Raw genomic sequence first — 21155 nt, 5'->3', positions numbered from 1 at the left:
GTAACCGACCCGCCGCATTCGCCAGCAAGCCGGCTCCTACAGGAATCGTGTCAGGCACCGGGGTCGAACGCCCATCCCGTTCAGCTCAACAGAAACTCTTTGACACGCAACGTAAACGTCTGGCCCAGCTCAACGCTGGAAAGATGCGCCGCGTAGTAATCCGACAGTTGCGAACCGGGAATATGGTTCTGCAGAAAATGCCCGTCAGCGACCGTTGTCACCGGGTCATGGCTGCCGCAGATGATCAGCGTATCGACTGTGATCGATCCCAACTGCTTGCGGAAATCCGCGTCACGCACTGCTGCACAGCAGGCTGCATACCCGACCGGCGAAGTCGCCGCCAGCACGCTCGTCACTGCCGTCACCTTATCCGCGTGATCGCGGGCGAAATCCGGGGTGAACCAACGCTCTACCGCGCCAGCGCCCAGTTCTTTCATCGCCGCTTCACCGCCCTTCTCGACCGTTTCGATACGGGGACCCCACGTCTCGGGTCCACCAATCTTTGCCGCCGTGTTGCACAGCACCAGCTTAAGCAACCGCTCACTGGCGTGAATGCCCAGCCACTGACCGATCAGCCCGCCCATCGACAGGCCACAGAAATGCGCGCGCTTAATCTTCAAGGCATCGAGCAGGTCGAGCACATCACGACCCAATTGCTCGATCGAATAAGGCCCGTGACTCACCACGGACTGACCATGGCCCCGCGTGTCGTAACGCAAAACCTGAAACGATTTGCTGAAGGAAGCGACCTGCGCATCCCACATATGCAGGTCAGTTCCGAGCGAATTGGACAGGACTAGGACCGGCGCATCCGCAGGTCCCTCGATCTCGTAATGCACCTGACCGCTTTGAAGTTGTACCACTGCCATGACAGCTCCTTAATCGAGCGCGCGAGAGAGTCGTTGAAAGGTATGGACAACGCGCGCCCGGTGACAGGCGCGCGAAATCCGATCAATGGTCTTCGTGGAGGTAATCTGGCTTTTTAGGCAGACGCAGGCTGAACAGGAAGGCAATCGCCATCATCCCCGTCACGTACCAGTAGAAGATGTTCTCCGAGCCCATGTTCTTGAAGCTCAGAGCAACGAACTCAGCCGAACCACCGAAGATGGCGTTGGCAACGGCGTAGGCCAGACCCACGCCCAAGGCGCGAACGTGGACTGGGAACATCTCGGCTTTCACCAGGCCGCTGATCGAGGTGTAGAAGCTGACGATGGCCAGCGCGAGGGTGATCAGCACGAAGGCCACGACCGGGCTGGTGGTCGTCTTCAGGGTCATCAGAATGGGTACGGTGCAGATCGTGCCCAGCGCACCGAACCACATCATCGATGCACGACGACCGATCTTATCGGCCAGCATGCCGAACAGCGGCTGCATGCACATGTAGAAGAACAGCGCGCACGTCATGATGTAACTGGCGGTCTTGGCGTCCATGTGCATCGTGTTCACCAGGTATTTCTGCATGTACGTGGTGAAGGTGTAGAAAATCAGCGAGCCGCCAGCGGTGTAGCCCAGCACGGTGATGAAGGCGCGAGTGTGGTTGCGGAACAGCGCGCTCATGCTGCCAGCGTCTTTGTCCTGACGCACTTCAGCGGTCGTGGTTTCTTTCAACGAACGGCGCAGCAGCAGCGAGATCACGGCGGCGATCGCGCCGACCACGAACGGAATCCGCCAGCCGTAGGCTTTCAGCTCATCGGCACTGAGGAATTGCTGCAGGATCACCACGGTCAGCACGGCCAGCAGTTGGCCGCCAATCAGCGTCACGTACTGGAACGAGCCGAAGAAACCCCGCTGCCCCCGCAACGCGACTTCACTCATGTAGGTCGCCGTGGTGCCGTATTCTCCACCCACGGACAGGCCCTGAAACAGGCGTGCGACCAGCAGCAGGAACGGCGCCCAGGCACCAATGGCGGCATACGTCGGCAGGCAGGCGATGACCAGCGAGCCACCGCACATCATCAGTACGGAAATCATCATCGAGTTTTTGCGGCCGTGTTTATCGGCGACTCGGCCAAACAGCCAGCCCCCGATCGGACGCATCAGGAAGCCTGCGGCAAATACGCCAGCAGTGTTCAACAGTTGCACGGTGGGATCGTCGGACGGGAAGAAAGCCGGTGCGAAGTAGATCGCGCAGAAGGCGTAGACATAGAAGTCGAACCATTCAACGAGGTTGCCCGAAGAGGCACCCACGATCGCGAAAATCCGCTTGCTCCTTTCTTCTCCGGTGTAGTGAGTCGTTGTCATTATTGTTTCCCCAATTTTTATAAAGACCAGCCACAAAGCAGGATTCTACGACATAACCTGAAACACTTAGACTTAAGCAGTAACACTTAGACATCACAAGGACAACCGCCCAAGCCGTCGATTGCCTTTAGTGAAGGCAAACAACGGCTCGGGCGATGGGTTTCAGGCGTGTGTCGCTTATCGTTCTATTGCCAGGGCCAGGCCCTGTCCTACGCCGACGCACATTGTTGCCAGTCCTTTGCTGCCGCCGGTTTTTTCCAATTGATGCAACGCTGTCAGCACCAGACGCGCCCCGCTCATGCCCAACGGATGGCCAAGGGAGATGGCGCCGCCGTTCGGGTTGACCTTGGGTGAGTCATCCGCAATCCCCAACTCACGCATGACCGCCAGGCCTTGGCTGGCGAACGCCTCGTTGAGTTCGATCACATCGAAATCCGACACCGCCAGCCCCAGACGCTCGACCAGCTTGCGCACTGCGGGCACAGGTCCGATGCCCATCACGCGAGGTTCCACGCCCGCGCTGGCCATGCCCAGGACACGCGCCCGTGGCGTCAGGCCGTGCTTCTTGACCGCATCGGCCGAGGCGAGAATCAGTGCCACCGCGCCGTCGTTCAGCCCTGCCGCATTACCCGCCGTGACGGTTTTGCCAGCGCCATTGACGGGCTTGAGTTTGCTCAACGCGTCGAGATTGGTGTCGGCGCGAGGATGTTCGTCTTTGTCGACGACGGTTTCGCCCTTTTTGTGAGCAATGCGTACCGGCACGATTTCTTCGGCAAAAAAACCGCTGGCCTGCGCGGCTGCGGCACGTTGCTGACTGCGCAGCGCAAAGGCGTCCTGATCTTCGCGAAAGACGTTGAAGTCCTCCGCGACGTTGTCACCGGTCTGCGGCATCGTCTCAACGCCGTACTGATCTTTCATTTGCGGGTTGACGAAGCGCCAGCCGAGGGTCGTGTCTTCAAGCTTCTGCCCGCGACCGAATGCTGTTTCAGCCTTGCCCATCACGAACGGGGCGCGGGACATGGATTCAACGCCGCCTGCAATGGCCAGCTCCATTTCGCCGGACGCAATCGCCCGAAACGCCGAACCCACGGCATCCAGCCCCGACGCACACAGACGATTCAACGTGACGCCAGGCACCGAAACCGGCAGGCCCGCCAATAACGCCGCCATGCGGGCCACATTGCGATTGTCTTCACCGGCCTGGTTGGCACAACCGAGGAAGACCTCGTCGAGCGCGTTCCAGTCCACAGAGGGGTTGCGTTCCATCAAGGCTTTGATCGGCAATGCTGCCAGATCGTCGGCGCGGACCGTCGCCAATGCGCCGCCGAAACGGCCAATCGGGGTACGGATCGCGTCGCAGATAAATACGTCACGCATCAGGTTTCTCCACATGCGTCATGATCGGCGCGCAGAGAGGCGCGCAAGTGACTGTCAGGTTATGCCTGAGCATGGAGAAGGGGCAATTCGGTAATCGACTAACCGTTCGATAATCGAACAGTTAAAAGCGGTGCCGAGATCAGGTAAACAGCTGTGTGCTCAGATCCCGGCTGGCATCGAGCATGATGGGAAGGAATTTCTGCTCAAGTTCGTTGCGGGTGACCCGCCCGGCGCTGGTACTGACGTTAAGCGCTGCCAGCACTTGACCGGATGCGTCATAGACAGGCACCGCAATCGAGCGCAAACCCTGCTCCAGCTCTTGATCGACAATGCACCAGCCTTGCTGACGCACTTGTTGAAGGCATTCAAGCAACGCTTCAGGGGTGTGCAGCGTGCGGCTGGTCTTGGGCTGAAGGTCCGCGTGATCGAGGTATTCCTGCAGCGAAACGTCGTCCAGCGCGGCCAACAGAATCCTGCCCATTGAGGTGCAATAGGCAGGCAGACGCCCTCCCACGGCCAAGTCCACGGAGATAAGACGCTGGGTCGTCGCCGAACGCGCGATATAGAGAATGTCATCACCTTCAAGGGTCGCCATGTTGCAGGCTTCATGCAACTGGCTGCTCATCTTGTCGAGATACGGCTGCGAAGAGACAGCCAGCGGCGTGGAGGACAGATAGGCATGACCCAGGGTCAACACCTTTGGCAGCAGCGAATAGGTTCGGCCATCGGTGGTTGCGTATCCCAACTTGATCAGCGTGTGCAAACAGCGCCTGACGGCAGCACGGGGAATCTCGGTGCGATGACTGATCTGGGCTATCGTCAGGTGGCGTTTGCGCTCTTGAAAGGCATGAATCACCGCCAGCCCACGGGCCAGCGAGGTCATGAAATCCGGATCACCTGTGAAGGCCTGAATCCGCTTGGCCGGTGACGCCACGATTGGCGGGGCCAGCGAAGCAAAGGAATTGCGCAGTTGATCGTTCATCTTCACACCGTTCGTCGTGGCCTTGCAGGCCTTCTATAGCGCCACTCTCGCCTCTTTTGTGTGCAACGGCAAGGGCGGTTTGGGCGATTATCGAACGACTGACCGATAATCGCAATTGACCACCGGCCCGGTTGCTTATACCTTTCACACGCCACCATGTGGCTTCTTGGAAATACTGGTCAGGTACCCACTGAGAAGTCCCAGGCACGGCCTTGCTACCCGCAAGGCCGTTTTTATCTTTGCTCTGTCCCTCTCGCGTTCAATTGTAAGCATCCGAATACAATTGCGTTTATCGGCGCCTGCGCATTGTCATGGAATTACGTCGTCAGAATTCTGTCTCAGGCGTTCGTTCTTATGCTTAACAAAGTTAGCCCATACATTTGCTGGCAAGAACTTCAGAACCTTCGTACACAAAAACAGTATTTATCCGTTCTTATTGAATTACAGCGCCCCCCACCGTTGACTCTTGTGATCTTCTTGGAGATAGTAACGGCAATTGACGTGCTATAACGCCAAGGCGTGGGTGACGTCCGCGGCCCCATCGGGCGTGGATCCAATCAACACGCCGCTCGCACTACCCGAGTGCAGCGCCGGCGATAGACAGGCCAGAAGCCTGGTCAATTCGCCAGCCGACTGGCACCACCCAAAAATGAATGTCGCTACGACAGTTTTTTCGTTCTGGTGTGCGTAGCCGCAGGTGGCGGAAGTGCTTACTACTTTCGTTGAAAGCTGATCGCGAACGTTTGCCCGTCACCGATCAGTCCATGACGTTCAACACTTCCGGACACTGCGTTAACGCCAGAATCTAACTTGACACCCTCAGGTAATAACGTGACCAAAGATGAACTGCGCGCAGAACTAGAGCGCCAGGAACAACGTTACAAGGATGTATACGGTGGCGAAGTGACCACTTACGCCGCCCAACCCGAGCCGGAACGCAAGCCATGGCGCAAGCGGGCCAGCTTGCTCGATCAGGCGTTCAAGCAAGAACTTCAGAAGATGGAAAGCGAGCTCAAGGAAGAACCTTGAACCGCTTCTCCGGGCACGCTTCTTGACGAGGTGATGCCTGAACATCCGGTGGATCGTTCCCCGCTTGGGCCAAGGTTGTAGCGAGTGCCGTTGCATCTCGCTTCCTGACAGGAAGTCAACGGGGGTGGCTGGACAGAATTTTCGTTGCAGGTTGCTACCGGTTGGCAGCGCGCCTATCGATATGTTTTTTTTCTGTCATAATCCCGCCCCCTTAATACCGGGTCAGAAAACCTTCCATGATCGATTTATTCAGCGGACTGGATGCCTGGGTGATTGTGAGCCTGCTGCTCGCTCTGGCGTTTGTCCTCACCTTCGAGTTCATCAATGGCTTTCACGACACCGCCAACGCGGTGGCGACAGTCATTTACACGAAGGCCATGCCGCCTCATCTGGCCGTGTTCTTCTCGGGTGTATTCAACTTTCTCGGGGTTCTCCTGGGCGGTGTCGGCGTGGCCTATGCCATCGTCCACCTGCTCCCGGTCGAGTTGCTGATCAACGTCAACACCGGTCATGGCCTGGCCATGGTGTTCTCGCTGCTGGCAGCGGCGATTACCTGGAACCTCGGAACCTGGTATTTCGGTATTCCTGCATCCAGTTCCCACACGCTGATCGGCTCGATTCTCGGCGTGGGTCTGGCCAACGCGCTGATCAACCACATCCCGCTGGGCGAAGGCGTTAACTGGCAGAAAGCGATCGACATTGGCGCCTCGCTGGTGTTCTCGCCGCTAATGGGTTTCATCGTCGCAGCCTTGGTGCTGATCGGTCTGAAAGCGTGGCGTCCGTTATCGAAAATGCACAAGACGCCCGAACAGCGCCGCACTGTCGATGACAAAAAGCATCCGCCCTTCTGGAACCGTCTGGTATTGGTGATTTCGGCCATGGCTGTGAGCTTCGTGCACGGCTCCAACGACGGCCAGAAAGGCATCGGCCTGATCATGCTAGTGCTGATCGGTATCGTCCCTGCCCAATTCGTGTTGGACCTCAGCACCACTACCTATCAGATCGAGCGCACCCGCGACGCGACTTTACACCTCAGCCAGTTCTACCAGCGCAACAACGCGACACTGGGCGAATACCTGGCACTGGGCAAGTCGACCTCGGGCGACCTGCCGGAGCGCTTCAGCTGCAACCCGGAGCAGACCGAGCCGACCATCGACGCGCTGCTGAACACCCTTAAAGGCGTGACCGACTATCACAGCCTGGCCCCTGAGCACCGCATCGAAGTCCGCCGTTATCTGCTGTGCCTTGACGACACCGCGCGCAAGGTCGGCAAACTTCCAGCGCTCGACGCCCGTGAAAAATCCGATCTGGAAAAACTGCGCAAGGACCTGACCACCACCACGGAATACGCCCCGTTCTGGGTGATTCTGGCTGTGGCACTGGCGTTGGGTATCGGCACCATGGTGGGCTGGAAACGCGTGGTACTGACCATCGGTGAGAAGATCGGCAAACAGGGCATGACTTACGCCCAAGGCATGTCAGCTCAGATCACCACCGCCAGCGCCATTGCCCTGGCCAACGTGTTCAGTCTGCCCGTCTCGACTACGCACATTCTGTCGTCCGGTGTGGCCGGGACCATGGTGGCGAACAAGAGCGGCCTGCAAGGTGGCACCGTTCGCAACATTCTGCTGGCCTGGGTGCTGACTCTGCCCGCCACCGTCGCGCTGTCGGCGGGCCTGTTCTGGCTAGCGTCCAAGGCGCTGGCGTGACCAGGACTTGATAGAAATGAAAATGCCCACTCCCACAGTGGGCATTTCGTTTTCCGCAGTGACCTAAAGGCTTAACGCCGTTTCTTGCTTCCACCCAGCAACGACCCCATCAAGCCGCGCACCAACTCCCGGCCGATCTGATTCGCGGCCTGTCGCATCGCGCTCTTGACCGCCTGCCCCGCCAATCCCCCCAGAAACCCGCCCGCCATATCCGCAAATCCGCCTTCCGACTTTTCCTCGGTCGCAGCGGGATGCGCCGGATCGACCGCAGGCCCCTTGCGGGCCAGTAACATCTCATAGGCAGACTCGCGATCCACTGGCTTGTCATAGCGTCCGGCCAGCGGCGACTGAGCGATCAGCCCTGCCCGCTCCGACTCGGTCAACGGGCCGATTCTCGATTGCGGCGGCGCCACCAGGACCCGTCTGACGATCTCCGGCGTGCCTTTTTCCTGCAACGTCCCGACCAACGCTTCGCCAATGCCCAGTTCAGTGAGCACCGTCAACGCGTCGAACTCGGGATTGGGTCGAAACCCGTCAGCCACCGCCTTGAGGGATTTCTGCTCCTTGCTGGTGAATGCTCGAAGGCCGTGCTGAATGCGCAAACCGAGCTGCGCCAGGATGGTGTCCGGCAGATCCCCCGGCGACTGCGTGACGAAATACACGCCCACCCCTTTGGAGCGAATTAACCGCACCACCTGCTCAAGTCGGTCTTGCAAGGCTTTGGGCGTGTCCGCGAACAACAAGTGCGCCTCGTCGAAAAACAGGGCCAGCAAAGGCTTATCGGCATCGCCACGTTCCGGAAGTTGCTCGAACAATTCGGCCAGCAGCCATAACAGAAACGTCGCGTACACCTTTGGCGCTTCGTGCACCAAACGGCTGGCGTCCAACAAATGAATGCGCCCTCGCCCATCACTTGCTGGCTGCAGGATGTCTTCCAATTGCAAAGCGGGCTCGCCAAACAAAGCTTCGGCACCCTGTTGTTCCAGCACGGCCAACCGACGCAACAGCGCCTGGCTGGAGCCGGTGGTCATCAACGCACTGTCTTCGCCCAGCGCTGCCGGTTGTTCACGCAGGTAATTGAGCAGCGCCTTGAGGTCTTTGATATCCAGGAGCAACAAGCCCTCTCTGTCAGCCACCTTGAACGCTGCGTACAGGGCCGATTGCTGGCTGTCAGTCAGCTCAAGCAGACTTCCGAGCAGCAGTGGGCCCATTTCCGACAGCGTCGTGCGCAGAGGATGACCCGACTGCCCCTGTACATCCCACAGCGTGACAGGGTATGCCTGAGGTGAGTGGTTCAACCACGGCATACCGGCGATGCGTTCGGCGATCTTGCCCTGAGGATTGCCCGCTGCCCCCAGGCCGCAAAGGTCGCCTTTGATATCGGCCGCGAACACGGCCACGCCCGCATCACTGAACGCTTCTGCCAAGCGCTGCAACGTCACGGTCTTCCCGGTGCCTGTCGCGCCCGCCACCAGCCCATGACGGTTAGCCAGACGCAACGCCTGCCCAATGGGCTGACCGTCCAGACCGGCGCCGATAAGAATGTCTTGAGAATCCGGCATGTCTTCACCCAGAGATCGCATTGTTTGTGTGCAGAGAAACCGAGGCGACGCACTCGACTCTTCTGCATCGAAGATTGCCAACCCGAGTCGGCCCCTTCACTCTAGTTCACCCAACGAGGCCATCGGTGCTCACCGAACACCCGCCTGTGCGAGCGGTCAATCTAGGACGAAAAATGGAGGATACGCCCAAGATGCTCAATGCAGCCCGACCCGACGCCAAGGCGCGCGCTCTGTGGCTATCCCTTTTGCGCAGCCATTTTGTGCGACGCCCCAGCAGGTTCTGCGCGTGAAGCGACTTTTTTGGCTGGCAGCGGTGCTGGTCCTCGCCCTGCTGATTCCGTTGTTCATGGGCGGCATGGACATGTTCCATCGCCTGCGCAACTTCCCGCTTCCGCTATTTCTGGCGATGTTCGGCATGGTGCTGGTGGGTTGGTGCGCGAACACCATGCGCTTACGTTTGTTGCTCGGCGAGAGCGCAAACGGGTTGGGGATGCGCAAGAGTCTGGGCGTGGTCATGGCCACCGAATTCGCCTACAGCGCCACGCCGGGTGGCAGCGGCGCACCGCTCACCCTCGTAGCGTTGCTGTCACGCTGCGGCATTGGTCCGGCCAAAAGTACGGCAGCCTTTGCCACCGACCAGCTCAATGACCTGGTGTTTTTTCTGCTCGCCCTGATCGGCATCCTCATCTATGCGGTGTTCCACAAACTCAGTGAAAACCTGGAATGGATGCTCATCGCCAGCGCCCTGCTGATAGGGGCCGGGCTGTGTGTCTGTGCAGGATTCGCCCGATATCACCGCCGGATCATTTTGTTCAACGGCAGATTGCTCAAGCGCCTCAAACGCAAGAACGCTTCGCGCATCCGTTGGGCCCGCAAGCTCCTGCATTTTCGCGACGCGCTGGCCGAAACCTGGAAGATGCCCCATCGCGTGCTGTTCAAGGTATTCCTGCTGACGTGCGTGCATTGGGGGTTGCGCTATAGCGTGCTGTACCTGGCGTTGCTCGGGCTCGGCGTGGACATCGACTGGGCCTGGACGTTTCTGGTCCAGATGCTGTCGTTGAGCGCGGGGCAATTCAGCCTCTCGCCGGGTGGCGCCGGGGCGGCGGAATTAACGTCAGCGGCGTTGTTAGCGCCCATGGTGGGAAAATCGACCGCAGCCGCGGCGATTCTGATCTGGCGAATCGTGACCTATTACTTTTATCTCGTCGCAGGCGGTCCGGTTTTCTTGCTGATGGTCGGCAAGCCGTTGCTCATGAAACTATTGCGGATCAAGACGCCTTGATTCGTCTTCGGCGTCGGGCTTGACCTGCTCCCAGAGTTGCTCAGCACCCTCGAACTCGGTGCCGTCATCAGGCGACAAGGCGTCGGGGTCATAGCGACTGAGGCAGCCTTCGCCAAGCGTCGGTGGGGCTTTGGAGGTGGCTTTGTCGAGTGGATTGACCATTGCAGCAACCCTTCAGGGTTCGGGGGATGGATTCTGTGGGGGCGAATTCATCGCGAAAAATCTTCCAGACGATAGAGATGTATCGCCCTGGCAGACCCCTCGCGAATGATTTCGCTCCCTCAAAGAGTAGCGCCGTTCGAGTTTAGTCAAACACCACAGTCTTGTTGTCGTGCACCAACACGCGGTCTTCCAGGTGAGCGCGCAAGCCACGCGCCAACACCATCTTTTCCACGTCACGGCCGAAACGCACCATGTTCTCGATGCTGTCGCGGTGGGTGACACGCACGACGTCCTGCTCGATGATCGGGCCCGCGTCCAGCTCTTCGGTCACATAGTGGCACGTCGCACCGATCAGCTTCACACCGCGCAGCGATGCCTGGTGATAAGGCTTGGCGCCCACGAACGATGGCAGGAAGCTGTGATGAATGTTGATCACCTGATGCGCATACTCGCGGCACAGTTGCGGCGGCAGAATCTGCATGTAGCGCGCCAGGACCACGACATCGGCGTCGTGCTGTTTGACCAGACGCGAAACTTCGGCGAACGCTGGCTCCTTGTCTTTTGGGTCCACTGGCACGTGGTAATAAGGGATGTCGTGCCACTCGACCATGCTGCGCAGGTCCTGATGGTTGGAGATCACGCAGGCGATCTCGCAGTCCAGTTCGTCGCTGTGCCAACGGTGCAGCAGGTCGGCCAGGCAATGGGATTCACGGCTCGCCATGAGTACGACGCGCTTCTTTTGATCCGAATCGGTGATGCGCCAGTCCATGCCAAATTCTTCGGCGATAGGCGTGAACGCTTCACGGAATCCTTCCAGATCGAACGGCAAGGTATCGGCACGGATTTCATGGCGCATGAAAAACCAGCCGCTGAGGTTGTCAGAGTGATGACTCGCTTCAGTAATCCAGCCGTTGTAGGTCGCCAGAAAGTTACTGACTTTGGCAACGATACCGACACGGTCCGGGCAAGCAATCACCAGACGAAAAGTGCGCATGAGGGGAAACTCCAGAACTTCGCAAAGGCGGCTATTCTAGCGATTACCCGCCCGCTGTGCAGCAGCCTCCTTGCACTGATTTCACAGCCCCCGAAACCCATGCCGATCAGCGGTAATGGGTAGCTGTTCCTGCGCTGCACAGCCCGACACGAAACTCGGCGTCAATAAACCTACTAAATAGCCCCGGTATTTTACGCTACCTGTCCACGACACTTGTTTGATGGTCGCCTGCATGTGAGTGGGCTATTTCAAAATGCGACAGATAAAACATTTCTTAAATGTTTACTTGCGCAAATACTGTGACTATTATTGCGTCATTACACCCTGCCCATCACCACACAGGTAGCCCTCATGTCCCTGATCAACGAATACCGCGCAACAGAAGAAGCCATCAAAGAACTGCAAGCTCGTCTGCAAAATCTGCAACAGGACGACAAACTGCAAAAGGAACTTGAGTTCGAAGGCAAACTGCGCACCCTGATGGGCGAATATCAAAAATCACTGCGCGACATCATCGCGTTGCTGGATCCAGATTCCAAGTTGAAAGCCCCACGTGGCGGCGCCGCAGTCAAAACTACCGGCACCAAGCGTGCGCGCAAGGTCAAGCAATACAAGAACCCGCATAACGGCGAAATCATCGAAACCAAAGGTGGCAACCACAAGACGCTGAAAGAGTGGAAAGCCAAGTGGGGCGGTGACGAGGTTGAAAGCTGGGCAACTCTGCTGGGCTAATAGCTCGCGTATTGCAACAGCCGTTGTGCAGTGATGTGCGACCCAAAAACGCCAGCGAAAGCTGGCGTTTTTTATGGCAGGTTTTTTATCTCAACCGCGCACTCAGATTCCCAGGCGGTGCTTGAGTTGTATCGAATAATCCTGCCACTCGGACAGCACCTTGAGCTGCTCCGGCGATGCTTTCAACGACAGCTCTATCAACGCCTTGGTAAAGGCTTTCAGGGTATTGGGCGCCCCTGCCTGGGGATCGACGAGACGCTCCTGGCAAAACCCCAGCCAGCGCTGCTGTTCGGTGACCGTCAGGGTTTCAGCAAAGTTGCGAGCCCGGTAGCGAAATAACAACTCGGGAAGTCGCGGATCATCGAAGGGCCACGGGTCGCTCGCTAGTTGTTGGGGCTCTGCCATGCGAACCTGTTCACAAAGACGGCGATCCCTGTCGTTAATAAATCCATCATATAACTGTTGTTCCGGGTCTTCGCTGACAGCGAAATCATCACTGGCATAAACCTCTTTCAACTTTTCCACCCAGATCGCCTGACCTCCGTTCAGCTGATGAACGCGCTCTTTGTAGACGCTCAGATCGATGTGCAGGCGCTGACGGTCTTCTTCACGCAAGACACTCAATGGCGCGACTACCGGGCATTTGTTTATATGCAGTAGTTTAAGGGGAACCGGAAATTGCCCCTCCAGTAAATCCTCGCGACGGGTATATAAACGCTGACGCAGGGTCTGTGCGTCTTCGTCCAGTAACGGGCGGTGATCGTGAAACAGGTCACAGACAATCAGCGCGTTGCGATTGGTGGGGTGCCACGCCAAAGGGAGCACTACACCCAGGTAACTACGCGCCGCCGAGAAACGCCCCGATATATGCACCAGCGGTTGCAGCAAACGAATCTGCTCCTGCACCTTGTGTTTACTGCGCAACTGAAAAAGATAGTCGTAAAGCTTGGGTTGCTTGTCACGGATAAGCCGCGCCAGTGCAAGGGTGGCACGAACATCGGAAAGCGCGTCGTGAGCCTGCCCGTGGTCGATACCATTTGCAGCGGTCAGCCGTTCAAGTTTGAGCGTGACGCGTCCTTCCTCTTCCGGCCAGACAATGCCCTCCGGACGCAACGCATAAGCCGTGCGCACGACATCGATCAGATCCCAACGGCTATTGCCCCCCTGCCACTCCCGACCGTATGGGTCAAAAAAGTTACGGTACAGGCTGTAGCGCGTCATCTCGTCGTCGAACCGCAGAGTGTTATAGCCAGCACCGCACGTACCGGGCAGCGACAGTTCGGCATGCACGCGGGTCATGAAGTCGGCCTCACACAAACCCTTTTCCGCCAGCCGCGCCGGCGTGATGCCCGTGACCAGACACGCAGCCGGGTGTGGAAGGATGTCATCGCTGGGCTGACAGTAAAGATTGACCGGCTCGGATATCTCGTTGAGTTGATCGTCCGTGCGAACTCCCGCCACCTGGAGCGGCCGGTCGTTGCGCGGATTGATGCCGGTGGTTTCGTAGTCGTACCAGAAAATGCTGGAAGTCACGGGCTGATCCTGAGCAGAAGACCGGCGAAGTCTACCAGATCGACTTCCACGCCCTGCCCACCCTAAGGCCGGTCAGAAGTGTTTAAAGACATTTCCCACACGATGCTTCCGAATCATCCGGTTGCTTAGGACTGCCGTGCTGGCTAGCATCAGGCTTTATTTTCTGGCGTACCCCCACCGACAATGTCCTCTTCGCACGCTTGGCCAAGGAATGCTGCGCAGCCTGCTCCACTGGACACCCGCATCCGCCTCGAAACCCCGGAAGGCATCGACCTGGTGTTGAGACCGGCTGGGCTGCTGTCGCGGTCACTTGCGTTCGCGTTTGACCTGCTGATTCGCGGCGTCCTGCTGGTGGGGCTGTTTTTCTTGCTCGACGCCTTCGGGGAGTTCGGCACCGGGCTGTTCGTGCTGGCGCTGTTTCTCATCAATTGGTGGTACATGGTGCTGTTCGAAGTCCTGCACCAAGGCCGCACGCCTGGCAAACAGCTCATGGGGCTGCGCGTGGTCCACGATGACGGCACGCCGGTCGGTTGGTCTGCTTCACTGCTGCGCAATCTGTTGCGATTCGTCGACATGCTGCCCTTCGGCTACAGCGTAGGCGCGTTCGCCTGCCTTCAGCACCCCCTCTTCAAACGGCTCGGTGATCTGGCGGCAGGTACGCTGGTGATTTACCGCGACGCGTCGATTTCCCGTCCCTCACTGCCCGACGTTCCCGCCGTCGCTGCGCCCTTGATCCTGACACTTGAAGAACAGCGGGCGGTGCTGTCCTTTGCTGAACGACAGCATGACCTCTCCCCTGCTCGCGGCCAGGAATTGGCGGCGATACTCGTTCCCGTCCTGCAAATGCCCACGCACCTCCCGCCCGAACACGCCGTGACCCAAGTGAACGGCATCGCTCGCGGTCTGGCGGGTTCGGCATGAAACAGAGCCAGTTCGAACAACGCCATCAGGGTGACTGGCAACGTTTCGCGGAACGTCTGGATGCGCTGGAACGCAGTCGGCGCAAGAACGAAGCGGGCGACGGTTTCGCCGAAGCGTACCGGCAAATCTGTCAGCAACTGGCGCTGGCTCAGGAGCGTGGCTACAGCAGCTACCTGATCGACCCTTTGCAGCAATTGGCGATGCGCGGGCACCAACAGCTGTACCGCCATCGCAGCCAGTTCGCCGCGCAGCTGCTGAGCTTCGTGCTGGCGGACTTCCCTCGTCTGGTGCGTTCGGAGTGGCGGCTGGTCGCCTTGGCGGGCGCCCTTTTCTTCGGCAGCCTGATCCTCATGGGTGTGCTGGTCTACACCTGGCCGGACCTGATCTACAGCGTGGTCAGCCCCGCTCAAGTCGGGGAAATGGAAAGCATGTACGACCCGGCAGCGCGGCGTATCGGCCAGGCGGCGGAACGTGCATCGAGCACCGACTGGCTGATGTTCGGCTACTACATCATGCACAACATCGGCATCGCGTTTCAGACCTTCGCCAGCGGTTTGCTGTTCGGACTGGGCAGCCTGTTTTTCCTGTTCTTCAACGGCCTGATGATCGGCGCGGTCGCGGGACACCTCACTGATGTGGGCTTTGGCGAGACCTTCTGGCCGTTCGTCGTGGGTCACGGCGCCTTCGAGCTGACCGCCATCGCGCTGGCAGGTGCCGCCGGGTTGAAGCTCGGCTGGGCGTTGCTGGCGCCCGGGCCGCTGCGTCGAGGCGAAGCCTTGCGAGTGGCGGCCAAAACCAGCGTGCGCCTGATCGGGGGCGTCATGCTGTTCTTGCTCATTGCCGCCTTTATAGAGGCGTACTGGTCGTCTATGACATGGCCTCAGCCCACGACCAAATACCTGGTGGGCGCTGTGCTGTGGGCGCTGGTTTCCGCTTACCTGATCTTCGCCGGACGCACCGCCCATGCGCCTGACTGAAGCCCGCGTCGCCATACGCCCGCGCAACCCCTGGGAAGCCGTCGACCTCGGCGTGCTGTTGGCACGTGAGCATCGGCGTTTGCTGATGACCAGTTGGGCGATCGTCACGCTGCCACTTTTCGCGCTGCTGACAGCCCTGCTCTGGGATTACCCTTCCATCGCTGTCCTGCTGTTCTGGTGGTTGAAGCCCGCGTACGAACGACTGCCGCTGCTGATCCTGTCACAAGCGCTGTTCGGCACCCCGCCCACCCTTAAAGAGGCGCTGAAAGCCTGGCCGCGCGCGCTTAAACCCCAACTGCTTGCCAGCCTCACCTGGCGGCGATTCAGCCTCAGTCGCAGCATCAATCTACCGGTGCAGCAACTGGAAGGACTGGACGGTCTTCAGCGAGCACAACGCATCGCGGTGCTGGGCGAGAAAAATCTGCGTGTCGTCCGCTGCCTGACCTCCTTGGGCAGCACACTCGAAATGTGCTTCTGGATAGGTCTGATGCTGCTGTTCTATGCACTCATCCCGCAGCAGGTCGAACTGGACTGGTCGTGGCGCAGCCTGCTGGACATTGAGGGCAACTGGAACTGGCTGGAACATTTGACCAATGGTTTCTATGCCTTGGTCCTGGTGCTGTGGGGCCCGATTTACGTGTCATGCGGCTTTACCCTCTACCTCAACCGTCGGACGACACTGGAATCCTGGGACATCGAACTGGCATTCCGCCGCTTGCGGCAACGGGTGATCGGCAGCGCCTACGTGCTGTTGGTGGGCGTCTCTCTGGTCTTCGGTTTTTCACCCTCCCCCGCAATGGCCGCCGAACCCGTTGACGAATCAGGTTACAGCTGTCCTTTGCCGCCATTGGATCTGCCCCAGACGGAAGAACAGGTCGCAGCACCTGGCACGCCGCGACTCCTGAATCAACCACTGACCAGCGAAGCGTCGCAAGCCGCGATCAAAGCGGTGCTGGACAATCCGCCCTTCAAGAATCCGAAGGCGGGGTCGGGCTGGCGTCTGGCCGATCAAAAGCACGGCACAAAAACTGGCAAAAATGGCGATACCCCGCCATGGCTGGTGAAGCTGGTGATGAATCTGCTCAACATCGGTAAAACCCTGTCGACGGTGTTTCAGGTGCTGTTGTGGACATTGGTCGCGCTGATCGTCGCGTGGGTCGTTTGGCGTTATCGGGCATGGTTCGGCACCTTTGTCAGCAAGGGCAAACCCGTCCTGCGCCCTCGACGTGACGCGCCCCGGCAACTCTTTGGCCTGCAAGTGAACGCAGAAAGCCTGCCGAACGATGTTGCAGCGGCAGCGGAAAAACTCTGGGCGCAATCCCCCCGCGAAGCCCTGAGCCTGTTGTATCGCGCGCTGCTGAGCCGATTGATCAACGACTATCAATTGCCGCTGAAAAACGCCGACACGGAAAGTCAGGTGCTGGAACGCGTCACGGCACTGAATCAGCCGCCGCTGCACGCCTTTAGCCATGAACTGACACGCCACTGGCAGAACCTCGCCTACGGCCATCAACTTCCTCCGGGCGATGTGCAGAAGACGCTCTGTGAAGACTGGCGGCGACTGTTCGCGCACGGGGTCCCATCATGAGCCGTGGCACGTGGCTGCTTGTCATCGCCGTGGTGGTGCTTGGCCTCGTCGGCGCCGGCGTGCCGCTGTTCAAGCAACTTGAACACTACGAAGAAGTCGTCGACCAAGGGCCATCGCCTGAAGTGCGGGCCAACCCTTATCTCGCCGCCGAAACGTTTCTGCGTCAGCGCGGGCTCACCGTCAACGTCACCCAGGCGCTCACCACGCTTCCCGACATCAAGGAGAAGCCACAGACCCTGATGCTGCTGGACACCCGCGAAAAGATGACACCTGCTGAAGTGACGCGCCTGCTGACCTGGGTGCGGGCGGGAGGGCGGCTGCTGTTCGTCGCCGAACAGTTATGGGATGAGAAGAAGGGCCGAAGCGGCGACCTGCTGCTCGACCAGCTGCAGATCCGCCAGTTCATGACCCGCGATGTGCGCGAGCAGGATCGACGGCGCGAACGTGAGCAGATCAAGCCGATCATTCCGCTGACCACGCCTGACATCAAGGCGCCGGACACGCCGTGGCCAGAACTGACCCGGCTTTACGTACAAAACGAAAATGAACCGGCCTACATGAGCTTCGACCCGGCCTTCCATCTGGACGATCCTCAGGATCATGCACAGTCATGGGCCAACAGTGCCGATGCCACGCACATGCTGCAGATGGTCTACGGCAGTGGCCTGATCACGGTCCTCACCGACGCCGACCTGTGGAAAACCCGCGCCATTGGTAAATACGACAACGCCTGGCTGATGTGGTATTTGAGCCAGGACAGCGCCGTGACCCTGCTGCTGCGCACCGATCATGAAGACGTCTTCGGCCTGTTGTGGAAGTACTTCCCCCAGGCGCTCTTCGCGCTGGCCCTGTGCATCGGTGCCGGGCTGTGGCACAGCGGCATGCGGCAAGGGCCGTTGCTGCCAGAACCTTCTCGTGCCCGACGTCAACTCGGCGAGCATTTACGCGCCAGCGCCGACTTCATTCTGCGGCGCAAGGGACAACATGCGTTGCTACGTGCCTTGCAGCAGGACATCCTGCGCCGCGCCCGACAACGTCATCCCGGCTTCGAAGCGCTGCCGGTGACCGAACAATGGCAATGGCTGGCACGCATCACCCGACAGCCCACCAGTGCCATCGGTCAAGCCCTGCGTCCGCGCCTTGAAGAGCGTCTGTCGAGCCCCGAATTCACCCGTCAGGTTGCCTACCTGCAAACCCTCAGGAATGCCTTATGAGCGATCATCCGACACCGCCGTCGAGCAGCGTAGACACCGTTCCGGAACATGCCGAACCCGCCGCCACTCTGGAACACGGGGAGGCGAAAACCACCGACGCGCAGTTACCTCCCGCCAGCCATCCGGCGCAGCAGCGACAGCGTGCCATCCATCTTGCCCAGGCAGTCCGGCATGAACTGCAGAAAGCCGTGATCGGCCAGAATGCGGTCATCGATGACGTCCTCACGGCGTTGATCGGCGGCGGCCACGTGTTGCTCGAAGGCGTTCCCGGTCTTGGGAAGACCTTACTCGTTCGCGCCCTTGCCCGCTGCTTCGGTGGCGAGTTCGCCCGCATTCAGTTCACCCCCGACCTGATGCCCAGCGATGTCACCGGCCATGCCGTTTACGATATGCAGACCGAGCAGTTCAAGCTCCGCAAAGGGCCGCTCTTCACTAACCTGCTGCTGGCGGACGAGATCAACCGCGCCCCCGCCAAGACCCAGGCCGCGTTGCTGGAAGCCATGCAGGAGCGGCAGGTGACCCTCGAAGGTCGCGCCCTGCCTGTGCCGCAGCCGTTCATGGTGCTGGCGACACAAAACCCTATCGAACAGGAAGGCACCTACCCGCTGCCCGAAGCCGAGCTTGACCGGTTCATGCTCAAGCTGCGCATGGACTACCCCCAGGCCGAGCAGGAGCTGGACATGGTGCGCCAGGTCACGCGTTCCACCCGCTCGGACATGCTCGACGTTCAGCCCCTTCGAACCTTGATGCAGGCCAAGGACGTTCAGGCGCTGCAACGCATTGCCAGCGATTTGCCCGTCGACGAACACGTGCTGGATTACGCCGTACGCCTGGCACGAGCTACCCGGACGTGGCCGGGTTTGACCTTGGGCGCAGGCCCGCGAGCGTCGATTGCACTGGTTCGCGGCGGTCGGGCCCGGGCCTTGCTGCGCGGCGGTGAATTCGTGATTCCCGATGACATCAAAGGCTGCGCGCTGGCTGTCTTGCGCCATCGGGTCAGGCTGTCGCCGGAACTGGACATCGAAGGTCTCTCGGTGGATCAAGTGCTCAAACAGTTGCTGGATCAGGTGGCGGCGCCGCGCCAATGAAACAACTGCTCAAGCCCTCGACACGCCTGTTGTGGTGGCTGGCCATCCTGGCCGCCGTCGCTTTGCTGCTGGGAGTGTTTCAGGCGTTGGGGCGCGGACCCGTCGCCAAGTTCGACGGGCTGTTCTGGGCAGTGTTTTGCGTGATGGGTGTGTTGATCGCGCTGGACGCCTTCTGGCTCTGGCGGCTCCCCTCGCCTCGCCTGCAACGCCACGTACCGGGCAGTCTGGCGCTGGGACGTTGGAGCGAGGTCCGCGTGGAACTCGAACATGACTTTCTGCGCAGCGTGCCACTGACCCTGTTCGACCACGGCCCTCAAGGGCCAGGCAACCAGTACGAAACTGAATATCTGCCTCAAGACATCGTTCTGCGCCCGCAGCGCAAAGCCCAATTGACCTACCGCCTTCGTCCCACCAGCCGCGGACACTTCGCCTTCGAACGCATCGAAGTTCAGCTACGTAGCCCGCTGCGCCTTTGGCTGTCGCGACGCTATCTGCCTGTCAGCAATGCCGCCAGGGTCTACCCGGATTTTGCCCGGCTGCACAACGGCCAGTTGCTGGCAGTGGACAACTGGCTCAGTCAGATCGGTATTCGTCAGCGCCAGCGTCGGGGGTTGGGGCTCGAATTCAATCAACTGCGCGAGTTTCGAGAGGGCGACAGCCTGAGGCAGATCGACTGGAAAGCCACGGCGCGCCAACGCACGCCGATCGCCAGGGAGTACCAGGACGAGCGCGACCAGCAGATTGTCTTCCTGCTCGATTGCGGACGCCGAATGCGCAGCCAGGACGGCGAGTTGACGCATTTCGACCATGCCCTCAACGCCTGCCTGTTGCTGGGTTACGTCGCGCTTCGACAAGGTGATGCCGTCGGAGTCTCGACCTTCGCCGCTGACGCGAATCGGCATCTGTCACCGGTCAAGGGCGCGGCGCAGCTCAATGTGTTACTGAACCACGTTTACGATCTCAACAGCACCCAGCGGCCTGCCGACTACAGCGCCGCCGTCCGACAGTTACTGATCCGGCAAAAGCGTCGCGCCCTGGTCGTTTTGGTGACCAACCTGCGGGATGAGGACGACGAAGCGTTGCTCGGCGCCGTCAAACAGCTCAGCCGCCATCACCGGGTGCTGATCGCCAGCCTTCGGGAAAACGTGCTGGACGAACAACGACACGCCCCCGTGCAGACCTGGCAACAGGCCCTCGATTACTGCGGCACGGTGGAGTTTCTCAACGCACGCGCGAGCTTGCATGAGCGTTTGACCGCCCATGGTATTCCTGTGCTGGATGTGCGGCCCGGCGAATTGGGGCCGCAATTGGTGAGTCGCTATTTAAGCTGGAAGAAGGCAGGTACGTTATAAGCGCGCCTTGGTCAGGCGGACGCCTCCAGCGGGTAAAAGCTGAAATAACGCTGCAACGCCTGAATCAGGTCGTAATACTCGGGAGGCGCAGCCTGAAGCTTGAAGCCCGAGTCGTAGACACCCGGCGTTTCATCTTCCTGACACCACAAGCAACTGGCGTTGATGTCGATGTTGTACAGCCCGTTCTTCCCGTCCGGCACTTTCAGGCGCAACTGGAAGTCCGCGCCCACCAGAATAGGAAGATCGCTGATCAACATCAGGCCTTGTTCTGAAACGTTTCCCAGGCAACCCAGCGGCTTATCGGTATACCGATTGAATACCTGAAGGTAATACGGGAGCTGGTGACGCTCGATTCGTCTTTCGTTGAGCATTGGACAAAGGTCCTCGAATGACCATTGAGCATGGCCTTGCT

19 protein-coding genes are annotated in these 21155 nt (G+C 59.5%); 10 read left to right on the top strand and 9 right to left on the bottom strand.

The window, feature by feature from the left end; translation table 11 throughout:
• Window positions 1-80 precede the first annotated feature (80 nt).
• The 4 genes from pcaD to pcaR form a co-directional block, all read right to left on the bottom strand.
• Window positions 81-869 carry a 3-oxoadipate enol-lactonase gene (gene pcaD / locus AAEO81_RS06680; protein ID WP_341962404.1) on the bottom strand — a complete coding sequence of 263 codons (789 nt, stop codon included), beginning with the start codon at window positions 867-869 and terminating at the stop codon, window positions 81-83.
• Window positions 870-951: 82 nt separating this feature from the next.
• Window positions 952-2241, bottom strand: coding sequence for an MFS family transporter (locus AAEO81_RS06675; RefSeq protein ID WP_341962402.1), 1290 nt, complete (start codon window positions 2239-2241; stop codon window positions 952-954).
• Between the two features lie 177 nt (window positions 2242-2418).
• Complete coding sequence (gene pcaF / locus AAEO81_RS06670) at window positions 2419-3621, bottom strand: 3-oxoadipyl-CoA thiolase (protein WP_341964479.1); 1203 nt, start codon at window positions 3619-3621, stop codon at window positions 2419-2421.
• Between the two features lie 136 nt (window positions 3622-3757).
• On the bottom strand, window positions 3758-4600 hold the full coding sequence (gene pcaR / locus AAEO81_RS06665) for a pca regulon transcriptional regulator PcaR (protein ID WP_341962401.1): 843 nt from the start codon (window positions 4598-4600) through the stop codon (window positions 3758-3760).
• Between the two features lie 831 nt (window positions 4601-5431).
• Between pcaR and AAEO81_RS06660 the strand changes: the two genes are divergently transcribed.
• The gene (locus AAEO81_RS06660; protein ID WP_341962400.1) at window positions 5432-5629 is read left to right on the top strand and encodes a hypothetical protein; all 198 of its coding nucleotides are present in this window, start codon (window positions 5432-5434) and stop codon (window positions 5627-5629) included.
• 236 nt (window positions 5630-5865) lie between these two features.
• Entirely contained in the window at window positions 5866-7338 is a 1473-nt protein-coding gene (locus tag AAEO81_RS06655; protein WP_341962399.1) for an inorganic phosphate transporter, read from the top strand.
• 71 nt (window positions 7339-7409) lie between these two features.
• Here AAEO81_RS06655 and AAEO81_RS06650 read toward each other — a convergent pair whose 3' ends face one another.
• A complete protein-coding gene (locus AAEO81_RS06650; protein WP_341962398.1) occupies window positions 7410-8900 on the bottom strand; it encodes a helicase HerA-like domain-containing protein in 1491 nt (496 codons plus the stop codon).
• Window positions 8901-9186: 286 nt separating this feature from the next.
• Here AAEO81_RS06650 and AAEO81_RS06645 point away from each other — a divergent pair, with 286 nt between their 5' ends.
• The gene (locus AAEO81_RS06645; RefSeq protein ID WP_166596554.1) at window positions 9187-10182 is read left to right on the top strand and encodes a lysylphosphatidylglycerol synthase transmembrane domain-containing protein; all 996 of its coding nucleotides are present in this window, start codon (window positions 9187-9189) and stop codon (window positions 10180-10182) included.
• On the opposite strand, the gene AAEO81_RS06640 is transcribed toward AAEO81_RS06645, so the two are convergent.
• Both AAEO81_RS06640 and purU read right to left on the bottom strand, forming a co-directional pair.
• Complete coding sequence (locus AAEO81_RS06640; protein WP_166596553.1) at window positions 10159-10344, bottom strand: hypothetical protein; 186 nt, start codon at window positions 10342-10344, stop codon at window positions 10159-10161. The genes AAEO81_RS06645 and AAEO81_RS06640 overlap by 24 nt on opposite strands.
• 142 nt (window positions 10345-10486) lie before the next feature.
• Window positions 10487-11338, bottom strand: coding sequence for a formyltetrahydrofolate deformylase (gene purU / locus AAEO81_RS06635; RefSeq protein WP_166596552.1), 852 nt, complete (start codon window positions 11336-11338; stop codon window positions 10487-10489).
• A gap of 351 nt (window positions 11339-11689) precedes the next feature.
• Between purU and mvaT the strand changes: the two genes are divergently transcribed.
• Window positions 11690-12070 carry a histone-like nucleoid-structuring protein MvaT gene (gene mvaT, locus AAEO81_RS06630; protein ID WP_296180015.1) on the top strand — a complete coding sequence of 127 codons (381 nt, stop codon included), beginning with the start codon at window positions 11690-11692 and terminating at the stop codon, window positions 12068-12070.
• Window positions 12071-12172: 102 nt separating this feature from the next.
• On the opposite strand, the gene sbcB is transcribed toward mvaT, so the two are convergent.
• Complete coding sequence (sbcB, locus tag AAEO81_RS06625) at window positions 12173-13603, bottom strand: exodeoxyribonuclease I (RefSeq protein ID WP_341962396.1); 1431 nt, start codon at window positions 13601-13603, stop codon at window positions 12173-12175.
• A gap of 183 nt (window positions 13604-13786) precedes the next feature.
• On the opposite strand from sbcB, the gene AAEO81_RS06620 reads away from it, so the two are divergent.
• Genes AAEO81_RS06620 through AAEO81_RS06595 form a run of 6 tightly spaced genes read left to right on the top strand, consistent with a single transcriptional unit; the run spans window position 13787 to window position 20743 of the window.
• Window positions 13787-14524 carry an RDD family protein gene (locus AAEO81_RS06620; RefSeq protein ID WP_341962395.1) on the top strand — a complete coding sequence of 246 codons (738 nt, stop codon included), beginning with the start codon at window positions 13787-13789 and terminating at the stop codon, window positions 14522-14524.
• Complete coding sequence (locus AAEO81_RS06615) at window positions 14521-15501, top strand: stage II sporulation protein M (RefSeq protein WP_341962394.1); 981 nt, start codon at window positions 14521-14523, stop codon at window positions 15499-15501. Before AAEO81_RS06620 ends, AAEO81_RS06615 begins: the two co-directional genes overlap by 4 nt.
• Window positions 15488-17089 (top strand): DUF4129 domain-containing protein, encoded by a 1602-nt coding sequence (locus tag AAEO81_RS06610; protein WP_341962393.1) that lies wholly within the window; start codon window positions 15488-15490, stop codon window positions 17087-17089. The genes AAEO81_RS06615 and AAEO81_RS06610 overlap by 14 nt, the downstream gene beginning before the upstream one ends.
• The gene (locus AAEO81_RS06605; RefSeq protein WP_341962392.1) at window positions 17086-18303 is read left to right on the top strand and encodes a DUF4350 domain-containing protein; all 1218 of its coding nucleotides are present in this window, start codon (window positions 17086-17088) and stop codon (window positions 18301-18303) included. Before AAEO81_RS06610 ends, AAEO81_RS06605 begins: the two co-directional genes overlap by 4 nt.
• Window positions 18300-19391, top strand: coding sequence for a MoxR family ATPase (locus AAEO81_RS06600; RefSeq protein WP_256665291.1), 1092 nt, complete (start codon window positions 18300-18302; stop codon window positions 19389-19391). The genes AAEO81_RS06605 and AAEO81_RS06600 overlap by 4 nt, the downstream gene beginning before the upstream one ends.
• The gene (locus AAEO81_RS06595; protein WP_341962391.1) at window positions 19388-20743 is read left to right on the top strand and encodes a DUF58 domain-containing protein; all 1356 of its coding nucleotides are present in this window, start codon (window positions 19388-19390) and stop codon (window positions 20741-20743) included. Before AAEO81_RS06600 ends, AAEO81_RS06595 begins: the two co-directional genes overlap by 4 nt.
• 11 nt (window positions 20744-20754) lie before the next feature.
• Here AAEO81_RS06595 and AAEO81_RS06590 read toward each other — a convergent pair whose 3' ends face one another.
• Window positions 20755-21114: a PilZ domain-containing protein gene (locus AAEO81_RS06590; RefSeq protein WP_166596544.1), complete on the bottom strand. Its 360-nt coding sequence runs from the start codon at window positions 21112-21114 to the stop codon at window positions 20755-20757.
• Window positions 21115-21155 lie beyond the last annotated feature (41 nt).

Origin of the sequence: Pseudomonas sp. RC10, from assembly GCF_038397775.1 — a bacterium.
Lineage (GTDB): Bacteria > Pseudomonadota > Gammaproteobacteria > Pseudomonadales > Pseudomonadaceae > Aquipseudomonas > Aquipseudomonas bambusae.
This window is presented reverse-complemented; position numbering and strand designations above follow the sequence as displayed.